Raw genomic sequence first — 16,168 nt, 5'->3', positions numbered from 1 at the left:
TCCCATGGATTTGTCACGGTTGTGTCACGGGGTTCGAGCGGCCCGGAGAAACGCTGTGCGCACGGCCCCGTAGACTGGAGGGGACCCCTGCCCGCGACATCCGGCGTTTCGACTCCTCGCTGCGCTCGTCGCTCAACGACCGATAGCTGCGGCCCGCGGCCGCCAGGAGGATCTACATGCCCACCATCGTCGTCGACGTCATGCCCAAGGCCGAGCTTCTGGACCCGCAGGGGAAGGCCGTCTCCGGCGCCTTCGCCCGTCTCGGCGTCTCCGACTTCAGCGGCGTCCGCATCGGAAAGCGGTTCGAGCTCACCGTCGACGGCGAGGTCACCGGCGAGGTGCTCGCCGAGGCCCAGCGCATCGCCGACGAGATCCTGTCGAACTCCGTGATCGAGGACGTCGTCGGCATCGAGGTCGTGGAATGACCGCCCGCATCGGCGTCATCACCTTCCCCGGCTCGCTCGACGACCGCGACGCGCAGCGCGCGATCGAGATCGCCGGCGGCGAGGCCGTCGCCCTGTGGCACGGCTCGCACGACCTCGACGGCGTCGACGCGCTGGTCCTCCCCGGCGGCTTCAGCTACGGCGACTACCTGCGCGCCGGAGCCATCGCTGCGCTCGCGCCGATCATGGCGGAGGTGAAGGATGCCGCGGCCAAGGGCATGCCGATCCTCGGCATCTGCAACGGCTTCCAGATGCTCGTCGAGGCACATCTGCTGCCGGGCGGCCTGATCCGCAACGCGCACCAGCAGTTCATCCGCCGCGACCAGAAGCTCCGTGTCGAGAACAACGACACCGCCTGGACCAGCGAATTCTCCTCCGGTCAGGAGATCGTCATCCCGCTGAAGAACGCCGACGGCGGCTATATCGCCTCGGAGTCCGAGCTCGACCGTCTCGAGGGCGAGGGCCTCGTCGCCTTCCGCTACCTGGGCGTGAACCCGAACGGCTCGCTGCGCGACATCGCCGGGATCACCAACGAGCGCGGCAACGTGGTGGGCCTCATGCCCCACCCGGAGCACGCCGTCGAGCCCGGTTTCGGTCCCGACACCGCGGCCGCGATGCGCTCGGGCGTCGACGGCCTGTCGTTCTTCACCTCGGCCATCGCGGCCGTGGTGGGCGCCGCGGCCTGAGCCGCAGCATCCGTCTCCCGCTAGACCGTTCCGGCCGGCGGCCACACGCCGATGATGAGCGCCATCACGACGATCGTCACGAGCTCGTGCGCGATGTTGAGGACGGTCAGCGACGACGGCCGCCCCTCGAACGCGTCGTGCGTGATGAAGCGGGCCGCGGTGAAGCCCGCCCACAGGATCACGCCGGTCAAGAGCGCCGCCCAGAGGTAGCTGCCCTCGTAGAAATGCCACGCGATCGACGAGGCGCCGGCCAGCACCCACGCGGTCACGAAGCTGACGATGACGGTCACCACGATCGGCACGACGGCGCTGGCGCCGGGTCGGTTCATGTCGACGTTCGCGAGTTTCGCCCATCGTGTGCCGAACACCTTCGGCGTGTACCAGATCGAGCCGACGACCATGCTCGACGCCGTTGCGATCAGCACCGCCCAGTAGTTGATCTCGGGAACCACGTCCGCCTCCTCCCGCGCGCCGCACGGTCGCGGTCGCCGCTCGACGCGAGCGTAGCGCCGCCCGGCGACGCCGGTCACGCACCGCGCCGGTAGCGTGGAGCGGGTGAGCACAGACACCCGGAATCTCGTCGTCAGCGTCCCCACCGAGCAGCTCGCCGCGGATCTCGGGGCCCTTCCCGACGGCGTCGAGCTGGTGGTCTGGCCGATGGATGCTGCGGCCCCGCGCGATCGCTTCGACATCGTGGTGCCGCCCTACATGTCGATGGCCCGCGTGCTCGAGCGCCTCGAGGGCGTCGAGGTCGGGCTCGTGCAGGGCCAGTCGATCGGCTACGACGGCGTCGCCGACATCCTGCCGAAGGGCCTGGTCTTCGCGAACGCGGCGTCGGTGCACGAGACCTCGACGGCGGAACTCGCCGTCGGCCTCGCGATCGCTGCGCAGCGCCACATCGACGCCTTCGCCGTCGACACCGCGGCCGGCCGCTGGGCCCCCGTGTTCGCACAGAGCCTCGCCGACCGCCGCGTGCTGCTGCTCGGCTACGGCGGCGTCGGCAAGGCCGTTGCGGCGCGGCTCGAGCCCTTCGAGGTCGAGCTCACCCCGGTCGCGTCCCGCGCCCGGGACGAGGACGGCGTCGCGGTGCACGGCATCGACGAACTGCCGGAGCTGCTCGCCGAGGCCGAGATCGTGATTCTGACCCTGCCGGGCGGCGAAGCCACCCAGGGCCTCGTCGACGACGCCTTCCTGTCGGCGCTGCCCGACGGCGCGCTCATCGTCAACGTCGGCCGCGGCACCCTCGTCGACACCGACGCGCTCGTCGACCACGTGCGTCGCGGACGCATCCGGGCCGCCCTCGACGTCACCGACCCCGAGCCGCTCCCCGAGGACCACGCGCTCTGGGGCCTTCCGGGAGTCCTCATCGCGCCGCACGTCGGCGGCGCGTCGAGCGCGATGCGACCGCGCGTCGCGAAGCTGGTGCGCACGCAGATCGAGCGCCTCGCCGCCGGCGAGCCCCCGCTCAACGTCGTCCTCGGCGGCTGATACGCCGTTCGATGGCTTCCGGCGTCGAGTCGCGGTGTTTCGCGCGAGTCGACGTGTTCCGCCCGCGCGGAACACGTCGACTCGGACGGGACATAGCGACTCGTGGCGACCACCACCGCGACCACGGGGCGCGCCGTCACCGAGCGTCGATGTCGGCGCCCGACCACAGGTCGGCGCACTCGACCTCCGCGGCATCATGGCCCACCAGGTACGCACGGGCACCACGGTCGCCCGTGACGTCGGCGATCAGGGCGGGCAGGTGGTTCGCACCGATCGCGACGGGGTGCCCCGGACGCCCGCCGTACACCGCCTGGGCCAGGCCGTCCCGCGGCACCGGCCCGAGCGCGCCGAGCACCCGCGCGACCGCCTGGGGCGCAGCATCCGGAGTGTCCACCGGAGTGACGACCGCGACATCGGCGTCGCCCGCCGCGGCGAGCCCCGCGCGCAGTGCCGCCGAGAGGCCGACGGCCCAGTCGTCGGCGACGACCACTCGCGCGTCGGCGGGGACCAGCCGGGCCACCTCGCGCCCCCGCGCGCCGACGACCACGACGACGTCGTCGCACCCTGCCGTGCGCAGCATGACGGTCGCCCGTGCGACCCACGGGGTTCCGTCCGGCGTGCGGGCGAGCCCCTTCGGGAGGCCGTACCGCGTGCCGGCTCCCGCCGCGAGCACGATGCCGCACACTCGCATCCGGCACCCCCTCTCGCCCGAGCCCGCCGAGCGCGGGGCGTTTCCTGAGCGTAGCCCGCGCGAAACATCGCCCGCCTAGCGTGACGCCATGCTCGAGCTCGCCCGTGATCTGCTGCCGCTGCTGAAGGGCGGCGTCCCTCTCGCGGCGGTCACGGTCACGCAGGTCGCGCGCAGCGCGCCGCGAGGCCCGGGTGCGACGATGGCGGTGACCGCCGACGGGCGCGTGATCGGATCGATCTCGGGCGGCTGCGTCGAGGGCGACGCCGTGCTGCTCGCCCACCACGCCCGCCTCACCGGTCGCCCGCAGGCCGCGCGTCTGGGGTTCTCGGACGACGCCGCCCATGCCGCCGGGCTCGCCTGCGGCGGGAGCGTCGATGTCGTCGCCTATCCGGTGCCTCCGGAGGATCAGGTCATCGAATCTCTCGAGGCCGCCTCTGCCGGACGCGGCGTGACGATCGGGGTGGTGCTGTCGGGCGCATCCGCGGGTCAGACGATGGACGAACGGATGCTGCGCCTCTCGGTCCGCGCCGACACCCTGGCTCCGGCGATCGGGGCGCGCGACTCGGTCGTGCTGCCCGGCGCATGCGGGGGGCACGACGTGCTCGCGATCTCGTCGGCACCGCGCCCCCGGCTCCTCCTGCTCGGCGCCGGCGAGCACGCCGCGGCGCTCTGCCGTGTGGCGACGGGGGCCGGCTTCGCGGTCGAGGTGTGCGATGTGTGGCCGACGCTCGTGACGCGCGAACGTTTCCCCGACGCGGTGCGGCTCGTGGCCGACCTCCCTCAGGACTACCTCGCCGGGCTCGACACTGAGGCGCTCGACGCCCGCAGCGCGATCTGCGTCCTGACGCATGACGAGCGCGTCGACGTGCCGTCGCTCGAGGCCGCGCTCGCGCTGTCTGTCGGCTTCGTCGGTGCGATGGGGGCGCGGGCGACCGTGGCCCGGCGCGCCGCGCTGCTGCGCGAGCGCGGTGTTCCCGCGGACGACCTGGCCCGCCTGCACTCGCCGCTCGGGCTGGACCTCGGCGGGTCCACGCCCGAGGAGACCGCAGTGTCGGTGCTCGCCGAGATCGTCGCGGCCCGCCACGGCGGAAGCGGGGCAGCACTGCGGGATCGGTCGGGCCCGCTCCACCGGCGGCGTTCGACCAGCGCAGACCCGGCCGCCGCCGATCCGGCCGACGCCGATGTCGACGCCTCCCCCGCCGCGCCCGTGGATGTCGCCGCGAGGTCGTGCGCAGCATCCGTCGTCCCTTTCCCCGTCTCAGCGGCAGGAGCCTCATGACCCGCACGATCATCGAGCACGCGCACATCGCCACGGTCGATGCCCGAGGCACCGAGCACCACGACGGGCACGTCGTGATCGAGGGTGGGCGCATCGCCGCGGTGGGGTCGGGGCCGGCGGATCCCGCGCTGCGCGACGGCGCCGACATCGTCGATGCGCGCGGCTGCCTCGTCACGCCGGGCCTCATCAACACCCACCACCACCTGTACCAGTGGCTCACGCGCGGCTACGCGCAGGATGCGATCCTGTTCGATTGGCTCACGGCGCTGTATCCGCTGTGGTCGCGCATCGACGCCGACCTCACGGGCGTGGGGGCCGCCGGCGCGATGGCCGTGCTCGCGCGGTCGGGCTGCACGACCGTCGGCGACCACCACTACGTCTTCCCGAGGGGGTCCGGCGACATCGTCGGCGCGATCGTCGACGCCGCCTCGACCGTGGGCGTCCGGCTCCACGCGACGCGCGGGTCGATGGACCTGGGCGCTTCGCAGGGCGGGCTGCCGCCGGATACGGCGGTCGAGACGACGGATGCTGCGCTCGCGGCGTCGCAGGAGGCGGTCGAGCGCTATCACGACCCGTCGGCCGACGCGATGGTGCGCATCGCGATCGCCCCGTGCTCGCCGTTCTCGGTGACGGCCGGCCTCCTGCGCGAATCCGCGACGCTGGCCCGATCGCTGGGGGTGCGCCTGCACACCCACGCCTCGGAGACGGTCGAGGAGGACGCGTACTGCGCCGAGCACTTCGGCCGCACCCCGACGCAGTACCTCGAAGACCTCGGGTGGCTGGGCGACGACGTGTGGATGGCGCACGCGGTGCACCTCGACGCCCCGTCGATCGCGCGCTACGCGGCGACGGGCACGGGCGTCGCGCACTGCCCCTCGTCGAACGGGCGGCTGGCGGCGGGGATCGCGCCGGTCCGGGCGCTGCTGGATGCCGGGGCACCGGTGGGGCTCGGGGTGGACGGCGCCGCGTCCAACGAGTCGGGGCAGCTGGGCGTCGAGATCCGGGAGGCGGTGCTCATGGGGCGCCTCCGCACCGGGTCGGACTCGATGAGCGTGCGCGACGGCCTGCGCATGGCCACGATGGGCGGCGCCCGGGTGCTCGGCCGGGAGCAGGAGATCGGGTCTCTCGAGGTCGGCAAGCTCGCCGACATCGCGGTGTGGCAGGTCGACCGGATCGAGCACGCGGGCATCCTCGACCCGGTCGCCGCCCTCGGGCTCGGCGCGCTGCCGCCGCTGAAGCGCCTGTACGTCGGCGGACGCGCCGTCGTCGAGGACGCGACCCTGGTCACCGCCGACGAGGACCGTCTCGCCCGCGCCGTGGCCGCGGCATCCGTCGCCCTCGCCGAGCGGCTCTGACGAGGCACGCGTGGACATCACCTCGGTCACCTCGTTCCGGCGGGCGCGCACGCGCGACGACCTCGTGCTCGCTCCCGGCGAGACGTTCATCGCGGGCGGCACGTGGCTCATGAGCGAGCCGCAGCCCGGCACGACGGGGTTCGTCGACCTCACGTCGATGGCGTGGCCGGCGCTCGAGATCACCGCCGCGGGCCTGCGGATCGGCGCGACCTGCACGATCGCGGACCTCGTGGCGTGGGCTCAGGGCCGCGGAGGCGTGGCCGTGCCGGACGCGTGGGCGGCAGCATCCGTCATTCCCGACGCGGCCAACGCGCTGCTGGCCTCGTTCAAGGTATGGAACACCGCCACGGTCGGCGGGAACGTCTGCCGCGCGTTCGCGGCAGGATCGATGACGGCGCTCGTCGTGACGCTCGACGGCGCCGCGGAGGTATGGCGCGCGGACGGCTCGGCGTACCGGATCGCGGTCGCCGACCTGGTGACCGGCAACGGCGAGAACGCGCTCACGCCGGGTGACGTGCTGCGCGCGATCGACCTGCCCGACGCCGCGCTGCGGGCGCGCACGGCGCTGCGCAAGATCGCCCTCGCCGAGCACGGCCGGTCGGGCGCCGTGGTGTCGGGGCGCATCGACGAGGACGGCACGTGCGTCATCGTGGTGACGGCTGCGACGGAGCGTCCGACGGTGTTCCGCTTCGCGGGGATCCCGGATGCTGCGACCCTCGCCGCCGCGATCTCAGGCGCCGCGGGCTACTACTCCGACCCTCTCGGCGCCGCCGACTGGCGGCGCGGTGTCAGCGTGGTGCTCGGCGAGCGGATCCGCCGCGACCTCTTCGACCGGGAGGAGGCCGCGTGAAGCTGCACGTCAACGGCGAGCCGATCGAGGCGGAGCCGCGCCCCGGCCAGTGCCTGCGCACGCTGCTGCGCGAGAGCGGGCGCACCGAGGTGAAGAAGGGGTGCGACGCGGGCGACTGCGGCGCGTGCTCTGTGCTCATCGACGGCGTGCCGGTGCACTCCTGCATCGTGCCGGCCGTCCGCGCCGATGGCGTCTCGGTGACGACGGCGGCCGGCCTTGCGCCCGGCGACGAGCTGCACCCCGTGCAGGAGGCGCTGATCGAGCACTTCGGGTTCCAATGCGGGTTCTGCACGCCGGGCATGGCCGTGACGGCCTCGACACTGTGCACCGGCGACCTCCCCGACCTCGATCGCCGCATGAAGGGCAACCTGTGCCGCTGCACGGGGTACCGCCCGATCCGCGAGGCCCTCGAATCGGTGCTGGGGCCCGTGCGCGAGACGGGGCCCGCCTCCGACCCCGGAGAGCTGCGGGTCGGGGCGTCGGTGCGGCCCGAACCGGGACGGCGCGTCGTGCAGGGCCTCGAGCCGTACACGTTCGACACCGACCTCGACGGAGCGCTCGTGCTGCGCGTGGTCGGATCTCCGCACGCGCACGCACGCATCACGAGCATCGACGACGCCGCGGCGCGCGCGCTGCCCGGGGTGGTCGCCGTCTTCACCCACGAGAACGTCTCGTCCCAGCGGTACTCGACCGCCCGGCACGAGCTGCGCGAGGACGACCCCGACGACACCCGCCTGCTCGATGACGTGGTGCGGTTCGTCGGCCAGCGGGTGGCCGCGGTCGTCGCCGAGACGGCCGAGATCGCGGATGCCGCCTGCCGGCTGATCGACGTGACCTACGAGATGCTGCCCGCGGTGTTCGACCCCGAGGAGGCGCGCCTGCCCGGAGCGCCGCTGATCCATCCCGAGCGGACGCCGCAGGACCGCGTCGCCGAGGCGGACCGCAATGTCATCGCGACACTGCACGACGGCATCGGCGGCGACGCGGACGCCGCACTCGCGGCGAGCGCCGTGACGGTCTCGGGCACGTGGCGCACGAGCCGTGTGTCGCACGCGCAGCTCGAGACGCACGGTGCGATCGGCTGGCTCGACGACGAGGGCCGGCTGGTCGTCCGGTCGAGCACGCAGGTGCCGTTCCTGGTGCGCAACGAGCTGTCGCGGCTGTTCCACCTCCCCCGCGAGCGCATCCGCGTGTTCGCGGCCCGGGTCGGGGGCGGCTTCGGCGGCAAGCAGGAGATGTTCACCGAGGACCTCGTCGCTCTCGCCGTGCTGCGCACCGGACGCCGGGTCGCGTACGAGTTCTCGCGCGCCGACCAGTTCCGCCGCGCGTCGGTGCGGCATCCGTTCCGCGTGGCGGTGACCCTCGGGGCCACGGCGGACGGCGTGCTCACGGCGATGAAGCTCGACGTGCTGAGCGACACCGGCGCGTACGGCAATCACGGCATCGGCGTCATGTTCCACGGGTGCGCCGAGTCGATCAACGTCTACCGAAGCCCCGTCAAGCGCGTCGACGCGGAGGTCGTGTACACGAACACGGTGCCGTCGGGCGCGTTCCGCGGGTACGGGCTCGGGCAGGTGATCCTCGGCGTCGAGTCCGCCATGGACATGCTCGCCGAGAAGCTCGGGATCGACCCGTTCGACCTGCGGCGCCTCAACGCGGTCCGTGAGGGCGATCCGCTCCTCACGGTGCGCGACGAGCACGACGAAGACCTCGTCTGGGGAAGCTACGGGCTCGACCAGTGCCTCGACGATGCCCAGTCCGCACTGCGCCGCGGCAACGGCGTCGACGCACCCGAGGGCTGGCTGGTCGGCGAGGGGATGGCGCTGTCGTTCATCGCCGCCATGGCGCCCGGAGGACACCACGCCCACACCGTCGCGACGCTGCGGCCCGACGGCGTCGTCGTCGTCGCCGCCGGCACCGCCGAGTTCGGCAACGGGACGAGCACGGTGCTGCGGCAGATCGCGGCGACCGTGCTCGAGGCCGAGCCCGCGCGCATCGTGCTCCGCGCAGCCGACACCGACCTCGTCGCCCACGACACCGGCGCGTTCGCATCGGCGGGGGTCACCGGCGCGGGCAAGGCGCTGACCGCCGCGTGCACCGAGCTGCGGGCCCGTATGCTCGCGACGGCATACGCCATCGCGGGGTCGCCCGAGGGCATCGTCCCCGAGCTTGCACCCCACGGAGTGCGGGTCGGGCAATGCACCGTGCCGTTCGGCGAGATCGTGCGTGCTGCCGCCCCCGGGCAGCGGACCCTCGAGGGCCTCGTCGGTCGCGGCAGCGAGCACGGCGACGAGCGCAGCCTGTCGTTCAACGTGCATGCCGTCCGTGTGGCCGTCGAACCCGAGACCGGTACCGTGCGGGTGCTGCAGTCGGTGCAGGCGGCCGACGCCGGATACCTCATGAACCCCGCCCAGGTGCGCGGTCAGGTCGAGGGCGGCGCGGCCCAGGGTCTCGGCAGCGCGCTCTACGAGGAGGTCCTCATCGGTCCCGACGGGGCCGTCGCCAACCCGGCGTTCCGGCAGTACCGCGTGCCGCAGTTCGGCGACATCCCCGTCACCGAGGTGCTCTTCGCCGACACGTCCGACACGGTCGGGCCGTTCGGGGCGAAGTCGATGAGCGAGTCGCCGTACAACCCCGTGGCCGCCGCCGTCGGCAATGCGATCGCACGGGCCGTCGGCCGCCGCGCGTTCCACCAGCCCTTCACCCGCGAGCGGGTCTGGCGACTGATCCACGGAGTCGACGAGCCCTGACCTCGACGAACTCTGACGGGACCGGATGCCGCGGTCCGCGGCATCCGGAACCACCTGTCACATCGCCGAAACACCCTGACGCACCGGCTGAAACGCGTCAGGCCTAGCGTCAGCGTGATCACATCACCCGTGCTCACATCGCATGAAGGGAAGCCACACCCGATGGCACGACACAGCAACCTGGGGCGGCGCGGCCGTCTCGCCGCCGGCGCAGCCGCGGTCATCGCCTCCGCCCTCGTCTTCGCCGGCTGCGCGTCGGGCGGCACCGCCGCTCCCGGCTCCAGCGACGGCGGCGAGGCGGCCTCGTACGGCGAGATCAGCGTCCAGTACTCCTGGATCAAGAACGAGGAGTTCGCCGGCGAGTTCTACGCGTACGAGAACGGCTACTACGACGAGGCCGGCTTCGACGAGGTGATCGGCATCTCGGGCCCCGACACCGGCGTCGCCAAGCTGCTCTCGGGAACGGTGCAGGTCGCCCTCAGCGACGCGGCGTCGCTCGGTGCCGCGATCGCGGAAGAGGACGCACCGCTGAAGATCATCGGCGCGACATTCCAGAAGAACCCGTTCACGATCCTCTCGCTGGCCGACGGCGGCAACATCACCACTCCCGAAGACCTCATCGGCAAGACGATCGGCGTGCAGGACTCGAACGCCTCGGTGTTCGCGGCGCTGCTCAACGCCAACGGCATCGACCCGGCCGACGTCACCGTCGTGCCCGTCGACTTCGACCCGACGCCGCTCATGAACGGAGAGGTCGACGGCTTCATGGCGTACCTGACGAACGAGGCCCTCACGGTCGAGCTCGCCGGCTACGAGATCACCAACCTCTCCTACGCCGAGAACGGCGTGCCGTACGTCGCCGAGACCTTCAGCGTCACCGACCAGTACCTCGCCGAGAACAAGGAGCTGCTGAAGGCGTTCCTCATCGCCGAGATCAAGGGATGGACGGACGTCTTCACGGAGTCGACCGACGACACCGTGAGCCTCATCGAGCAGTACTACAACCAGGCCGCCGCGGAGTCGGAGGAGGGACTCGAGGCGGTCTTCGGCGCCCTCGACCCCGAGAAGACCGCCCTCGGCCTCGAGGCCGAGAAGCTGCTCATCTCGACGGAGGAGACCGAGGCCAACGGCCTCTTCACGATCTCGGACGAGCTCAAGGAGCAGACCATCGCCTCGCTGGCCGCCGCCGGCTGGGAGGTCTCGATCGACGACCTCTTCGACACCACCATCATCGACGAGATCTACGAGGAGAACCCCGAGCTGAAGGACTACCTCCCGTAGTCCAGGACGGGCACCCGCATCATGACCGAGACCGACATCACGGATGCCGCGGCCACCGCGTCGCCGGCGGGGGAGACCTCGCCGGCGGCGCCGGCCGTGACTCCCGCGCAGGGCACCGGCATCCGCATCGACGGGCTGAGCAAGACGTTCCAGACCGGCCGCGGCGGGTCCGTCACGGCCCTGCAGGACACCCACCTGCACACCGACAAGGGATCCTTCCTGGCACTCCTCGGCCCCTCGGGCTGCGGCAAGTCGACGATCCTCCGCATCCTCGCCGACCTCGAGACGCCCACCACCGGCGAGGTCTACGTCGACGGCAAGACCCCCGCCCAGCTGCGTCGCGACAGCGAGCTGGGCATCGCGTTCCAGGACCATGCGCTGCTGCCGTGGCGCAGCGTGCTCACGAACATCCGGCTCGTCTTCGAGATCGCCGGCCGCCGCCCCGACAAGGCCTACATCGACGAGCTCATCGCCCTCGTGGGGCTGAAGGGCTTCGAGAAGGCGAAGCCCGCGCAGCTGTCGGGCGGCATGCGGCAGCGCGTGTCGATCGCCCGCGCGCTGGCGTTGAAGCCCTCGGTGCTGCTGCTCGACGAGCCGTTCGGCGCGCTCGACGACATGACGCGCCAGAACCTCAACCTCGAGCTGCTGCGCATCTGGACCGAGAAGCCCGCCACGACGCTGCTGGTCACCCACGGCATCTCGGAGGCGATCTTCCTGTCGGACCGCGTGGCCGTGATGTCGCCGCGGCCGGGGCGCATCAAGGAGATCATCGAGGTCGACCTGCCGCACCCCCGCACGCCCGACATGCAGCGCTCGCCCGAGTTCCACGAGCTCGTCGACCGCGCGTCGGAGCTGCTGTTCGGCGCCGACGGCCGCGCGGCTGCGGAGTCCTGATGCGCGGGCGGACCCTCCCCGGCTGGCTCGCGGGACTCATCGGCGCGGCGGCGCTCATCGCCGCGTGGTGGCTGTTCTCGGTCACGGTGTTCCGCCCGCCGCCGGGAACGACGTTCACACCCGTGCCCTCCCCGTTCGTCGTGTTCCAGACCATCTGGCAGGACGGGCTCGCCGCGTACTGGTCGGTGTTCCAGGTGACGATCACGGAGGCCGCGATCGGCTACGCGTGGGGCAACGGGCTCGCACTGCTCATCGCGGCGACGGTGCTGCTGCTCCCCCGCATCGAGACGGTCGTGGTGCAGATCGCCGTGGTCAGCTACTGCCTGCCGGTGGTGGCGGTCGGCGGCATCGCGATCGTCGTGCTCGGCGGCGCCAAGCGCGCCGGTGACCCGAGCGCGACGGCGATCTTCCTGGCCGCGCTGGCGGTCTTCTTCACGACCGTGGTCGGCGCGCTGCTGGGCTTCCGCTCCTCCGACAGGGCGAGCCTCGACGTCGTGCGCGTCTACGGCGGCTCGCGGTTCACGCAGCTGCGCAAGGTGCGCCTGATCGCCGCGCTTCCCGCGATCCTCAACGCGCTGCAGATCGCCGTGCCCTCCGCGTTCCTCGGCGCGATCCTCGGCGAGTACATGGGCGGCACCGACCGCGGTGTCGGCATCACGCTGATCCGCCTGCAGGGCGACCTCGACTCCGCGAGGGTGTGGGCGGTGTTCCTGCTCTCGGCGGTCGTCGCCCTCATCGGCTACGCGATCGTCGGCCTCATCGCACGCGCGGTCACCCCGTGGGTGTCAGGCAAGGGAGTGACCTCATGACCGCCACCGCTCCTGCCGCCATGCCGCTCGAGGCGACCCCGCACACGGCCAAGCGCGCCACCGCGATCTCGCGGGCGGTCGGCCGGTCGCTCCTCAACGCCCTGCTCACGTTCGTGATCGTGCTCGCCCTGTGGTGGGCCGTGGTGAACCTGACCGGCATCTCGCCGTATGTCGCAAAGGGCCCGGCGGACGTGTGGGAGTTCTTCTTCACGTCGCCCGAAGCCGCCGAGAACCGCGCGGAGATGATGCCGCTTCTGGCGCAGACTCTCACCGACGCCGCGCTCGGCTTCGTCGTGGGCATGCTGGTGGCGATCGTGCTCGCCCTCGCGTTCTCACTGTCGCGATCCGTCGAGATGGGCGTCATGCCGCTCGCACTGCTGCTGCGCTCCGTGCCGCTGGTCGCGATCGCCCCGGTCATCATCCTGATCACGGGACGGGGGACTCCGGCATCCGTCGCCGTCATCGGCTCGATCGTCGTGCTCTTCCCGGCCCTGGCGTCGATCATGTTCGGTCTCAGCCGCGCGTCGAAGGAGAGCCTCGACCTCGTGCACGTGTACGGCGGCGGCCGGCCCACGCAGCTGCGCAAGGTGAACGTGCCCGGCGCGCTGCCGTCGCTGTTCGCGGCGGCACGCGTATCGGTGCCGGGAGCCGTGACAGGTGCCCTGCTCGCCGAGTGGCTCTCGACCGGACAGGGCATCGGGGGCATGATCCAGAAGTTCAGCGCCTCGGCCCGCTTCGACGAGCTGTGGGCCTCGGTCGCCCTGATCACGATCGTCACGCTGCTGCTCTACAACCTGGTCCAGATCGCCGAGAACATCGTGCTCGCCCGCATGGGCATGACCACCTCCTCCCGCTGACGCACAGGAGGATGATCGGCGGATGTTCCCGCGCTGTCACGGCATGGAAACACCCACCACCTAGCGTCAGTTCATGGAACGCTTCACGATCACGGTCTTCTGCGGTTCGTCCCCCGGCAGCGACCCGGTCTACGCGCGGGCCGCCCGAGCGGTCGGCGAGGCGATCGGACGCGCCGGCATGAACCTCGTGTACGGCGGCGGGCACGTCGGCCTCATGGGCACTGTCGCCGACGGCGCACTGCAGGCCGGAGCGCACGTCACAGGCGTGATCCCGCGGGCGCTTCAGGCGCGCGAGGACGCGCACCACGAGATCAGCGAACTGGTGCTCGTCGACACGATGCACGAGCGCAAGACGATCATGGCCGACCGCGCGGATGCCTTTCTCGCGCTGCCGGGCGGTCCAGGCACGCTCGAGGAGCTGACCGAGCAGTGGACGTGGGCGCAGCTGGGCATCCATGAGAAGCCGGTCGGGGTGCTCAACATCGCGGGCTACTTCGACCCCTTGCTCGCGTTCGTCGCGAACATGCGCGACCGCGGCTTCACCCACCCGCGCTACACCGACATGCTCGTCGTGGCCTCCGAGCCCGATGAAGCTCTCGGGCGGCTCCGCGACTACGTGCCGCCCGTGCGTTCGGAGGTCTCCCCCGGCGCTGAGATGACCGGCGCGCTGTCGATTCCGCTCCGCCCCTGACATCGAGGCATCCGCTTCCGAGTCGATCGAGGGATCAGGCCGTGCGCGCCCGCCGGTGAACCTCGCCGGCGACCACGACGATCGCCGTGACCACGGCGGCCAGGAGCACGCTCCATGAGAAGTGGATGTCGACCAGACGCGCACCGGCCCACGCGCCCAGCCCGATCAGCACCACTGACAGAAGCCGGCGGGGCCAGGGACTGCCGCCGTTGCCGCCCGCAAGCCGCGAGTCGTAGACGAGGCCTACCAAGGTCGAGGTGACGACGACCGTGGTGACGTCCTTCGCGCCGACCGCGCGTGCGGCACCCGCCTGGACTCCCATGGCGAGTCCGAGCAGCGCGGTGAGCACGTTGTGATCGATGACGTCGATGCTCTCGCGTGCGGCGCCCAGACCGGCCGCGACGAGAAGTGCGATCGTCACGAGGAGGAGCAGCAGGCTCGTACGGGCCGACCATCCGGACGCCGTGCCCCGGCCTGCCCTTCCCGCGATCGCCGCACCGGCGATGAACGCGATCAGAGCGACGATCGGCCCGAGCACCGGCAGGTCGTCGGCGCCGGCGAGACCCATTCCGAGGATCACGACGTTGCCGGTCATGTTTCCGGTGAAGACGCGGTCGAGCCCGAGATACCCCGCCGCGTCGATCACACCCGTCGAGAAGGTCAGCGCGAGCATGCACCACAGCTCGACCCGCTCCGGCTCCTGCCTGCCCCACATCGCTCTCATGAACTCCTCGATCCCTTCCGTGTCGCCGCGGCACCGGACCGCCGACGCCTCGACGTCACGCGCGGTCGGCGGCGAGCTGCAGCACGGACTCGGCGAGCGCCTGGATGCCGCGGGCGACGTCGCCCGCCGACACGGCCTCGTCCGGGTGGTGGCTGATGCCGTCGGGATTGCGCAGGAACAGCATGCCGACCCCGGTCAGCGCGCCGATGGCCATCCCGTCGTGTCCGGCGCGGCTGAAGATCACCGCCGGGTCGTCCGCGCCGGCGGGCAGTGTCGACGCGATGCCCTCCCGCACGACGTCCTGCAGCAGCGGTTCGCAGAAGACGGCCGGTGCGCTGTGCACCTCGCGGGCGCGCCAGCGCAGCCCCCGGCGCCCCATGATCGCGTCGAGCTCGCGCTCGATCGCGAGCCACACCCGGTCGCGCTCACCGTCGAACTCGCCGCGCAGGTCGAGCGACAGGCGGGCCTCGCCGGCCACGACGTTGACGGCGCCGGGGTACGCCTCGAGCTGCCCGACGGTGCCGATGATGTGGTGCTCGCCGCGGCAGATGCGCTCGACGGCGAGCGCCGCCTCGGACGCGCCGAGCAGCGCGTCGCGCCGCCGGTCGTACGGCGTGCCCCCGGCGTGCCGCGCCTCGCCCTCGACCGTGAGCTGGAACCGTCGCGCCGACGCGATCGATGACACCACCGCGAGCGACTCGCCCCGGTCGTCGAGCTCGGGCCCCTGCTCGATGTGCGCCTCGAGATAGCCGACCAGCTCGTCAGGGCGCCTCGCGGCCTCGGCCACGCGTCCGGGGTCGAGGCCGAACTCCAGGAACGCCTCGCGCAGCGTCGTGCCGTCGGCATCCGTCAGCGCCCACCAGTCGTCGTTCCACTGCCCCGCCACCGCCGACGAGCCGAGCAGCGCCTTGCCGAACCGGGTGCCCTCCTCGTCCGAGAACGCGACGATCTCGAGCGCGAAGGGCAAGGGGACGACGGATGCCTCGTCCCGGGGTGCGGGCGACCGCAGCAGACGCACCACCTCGAGGGCCATCAGCACCCCCACGATCCCATCGAACCGGCCGGCGTCGGGCACGGTGTCGAGGTGGGAGCCGAGCAGCAGCGCCGGGGCGTCGGGATCGGGCGCGCCACCTGCCGCCGCACGATCGATGCGGCCGAGCTGGTTGCCCACCGCGTCCTGCCGGGTGGTCATGCCGACTTCGCGCATCCACTCGGCGGCGAGCCGGTTGACGCGCGCGTGCTCAGGCGACAGGTACACCCGCTCGATCGATCCCGGCGCCGCCGAGATCCGCGCCAGCTCGTCGCAGCGCGCCATCACGCGGCGCGCGGCGACCGCGATGCGGTCACAGTCGATGCCGGCCAGGAGGGCC

Annotated in this window: 16 protein-coding genes; 12 read left to right on the top strand and 4 right to left on the bottom strand. The window is 72.1% G+C overall.

All coding sequences use genetic code 11. The annotated features are described in order from the left end of the window. Window positions 1-176 precede the first annotated feature (176 nt). Window positions 177-425 carry a phosphoribosylformylglycinamidine synthase subunit PurS gene (gene purS, locus ACEYYH_RS00650; protein WP_116194995.1) on the top strand — a complete coding sequence of 83 codons (249 nt, stop codon included), beginning with the start codon at window positions 177-179 and terminating at the stop codon, window positions 423-425. After that, window positions 422-1,129 (top strand): phosphoribosylformylglycinamidine synthase subunit PurQ, encoded by a 708-nt coding sequence (gene purQ, locus ACEYYH_RS00645; protein WP_374976389.1) that lies wholly within the window; start codon window positions 422-424, stop codon window positions 1,127-1,129. The genes purS and purQ overlap by 4 nt, the downstream gene beginning before the upstream one ends. Before the next feature lie 20 nt (window positions 1,130-1,149). On the opposite strand, the gene ACEYYH_RS00640 is transcribed toward purQ, so the two are convergent. Next, window positions 1,150-1,581, bottom strand: a complete 432-nt coding sequence (locus ACEYYH_RS00640) for a DUF1761 domain-containing protein (protein WP_374976388.1) — start codon at window positions 1,579-1,581, stop codon at window positions 1,150-1,152. 103 nt (window positions 1,582-1,684) lie between these two features. On the opposite strand from ACEYYH_RS00640, the gene ACEYYH_RS00635 reads away from it, so the two are divergent. Beyond that, window positions 1,685-2,617 (top strand): 2-hydroxyacid dehydrogenase, encoded by a 933-nt coding sequence (locus ACEYYH_RS00635; RefSeq protein ID WP_374976387.1) that lies wholly within the window; start codon window positions 1,685-1,687, stop codon window positions 2,615-2,617. Between the two features lie 136 nt (window positions 2,618-2,753). On the opposite strand, the gene ACEYYH_RS00630 is transcribed toward ACEYYH_RS00635, so the two are convergent. Then, on the bottom strand, window positions 2,754-3,308 hold the full coding sequence (locus ACEYYH_RS00630) for an NTP transferase domain-containing protein (RefSeq protein WP_374976386.1): 555 nt from the start codon (window positions 3,306-3,308) through the stop codon (window positions 2,754-2,756). Window positions 3,309-3,396: 88 nt separating this feature from the next. Here ACEYYH_RS00630 and ACEYYH_RS00625 point away from each other — a divergent pair, with 88 nt between their 5' ends. From ACEYYH_RS00625 to ACEYYH_RS00585, 9 genes are all read left to right on the top strand, one after another. Beyond that, the gene (locus ACEYYH_RS00625) at window positions 3,397-4,587 is read left to right on the top strand and encodes an XdhC family protein (RefSeq protein ID WP_374976385.1); all 1,191 of its coding nucleotides are present in this window, start codon (window positions 3,397-3,399) and stop codon (window positions 4,585-4,587) included. Further along, window positions 4,584-5,942: an 8-oxoguanine deaminase gene (locus tag ACEYYH_RS00620; protein WP_374976384.1), complete on the top strand. Its 1,359-nt coding sequence runs from the start codon at window positions 4,584-4,586 to the stop codon at window positions 5,940-5,942. Before ACEYYH_RS00625 ends, ACEYYH_RS00620 begins: the two co-directional genes overlap by 4 nt. A gap of 10 nt (window positions 5,943-5,952) precedes the next feature. Beyond that, window positions 5,953-6,792: an FAD binding domain-containing protein gene (locus ACEYYH_RS00615; RefSeq protein ID WP_374976383.1), complete on the top strand. Its 840-nt coding sequence runs from the start codon at window positions 5,953-5,955 to the stop codon at window positions 6,790-6,792. Further along, complete coding sequence (locus ACEYYH_RS00610) at window positions 6,789-9,542, top strand: molybdopterin-dependent oxidoreductase (protein ID WP_374976382.1); 2,754 nt, start codon at window positions 6,789-6,791, stop codon at window positions 9,540-9,542. The genes ACEYYH_RS00615 and ACEYYH_RS00610 overlap by 4 nt, the downstream gene beginning before the upstream one ends. A 162-nt stretch (window positions 9,543-9,704) precedes the next feature. Further along, window positions 9,705-10,823, top strand: coding sequence for an ABC transporter substrate-binding protein (locus ACEYYH_RS00605; RefSeq protein ID WP_374976381.1), 1,119 nt, complete (start codon window positions 9,705-9,707; stop codon window positions 10,821-10,823). A 21-nt stretch (window positions 10,824-10,844) separates the two neighbouring features. Beyond that, window positions 10,845-11,717: an ABC transporter ATP-binding protein gene (locus ACEYYH_RS00600; RefSeq protein ID WP_374976380.1), complete on the top strand. Its 873-nt coding sequence runs from the start codon at window positions 10,845-10,847 to the stop codon at window positions 11,715-11,717. Continuing rightward, entirely contained in the window at window positions 11,717-12,526 is an 810-nt protein-coding gene (locus tag ACEYYH_RS00595) for an ABC transporter permease subunit (RefSeq protein ID WP_116195006.1), read from the top strand. The genes ACEYYH_RS00600 and ACEYYH_RS00595 overlap by 1 nt, the downstream gene beginning before the upstream one ends. Beyond that, window positions 12,523-13,383 carry an ABC transporter permease subunit gene (locus ACEYYH_RS00590; protein ID WP_116195007.1) on the top strand — a complete coding sequence of 287 codons (861 nt, stop codon included), beginning with the start codon at window positions 12,523-12,525 and terminating at the stop codon, window positions 13,381-13,383. Before ACEYYH_RS00595 ends, ACEYYH_RS00590 begins: the two co-directional genes overlap by 4 nt. Window positions 13,384-13,456: 73 nt before the next feature. Then, on the top strand, window positions 13,457-14,074 hold the full coding sequence (locus ACEYYH_RS00585) for a TIGR00730 family Rossman fold protein (RefSeq protein WP_116195008.1): 618 nt from the start codon (window positions 13,457-13,459) through the stop codon (window positions 14,072-14,074). A gap of 34 nt (window positions 14,075-14,108) precedes the next feature. Here ACEYYH_RS00585 and ACEYYH_RS00580 read toward each other — a convergent pair whose 3' ends face one another. Next, window positions 14,109-14,798 carry a YoaK family protein gene (locus tag ACEYYH_RS00580; RefSeq protein ID WP_374976379.1) on the bottom strand — a complete coding sequence of 230 codons (690 nt, stop codon included), beginning with the start codon at window positions 14,796-14,798 and terminating at the stop codon, window positions 14,109-14,111. Between the two features lie 55 nt (window positions 14,799-14,853). After that, window positions 14,854-16,113, bottom strand: a complete 1,260-nt coding sequence (locus ACEYYH_RS00575; protein WP_374978280.1) for a Zn-dependent hydrolase — start codon at window positions 16,111-16,113, stop codon at window positions 14,854-14,856. Window positions 16,114-16,168: the final 55 nt, after the last annotated feature.

The sequence above is a fragment of the Microbacterium trichothecenolyticum genome (assembly GCF_041938625.1).
Lineage (GTDB): Bacteria > Actinomycetota > Actinomycetes > Actinomycetales > Microbacteriaceae > Microbacterium > Microbacterium trichothecenolyticum_D.
The sequence above is the reverse complement of the archived record's forward strand: the minus strand, read 5'-3'. Positions and strand labels throughout refer to the sequence as shown.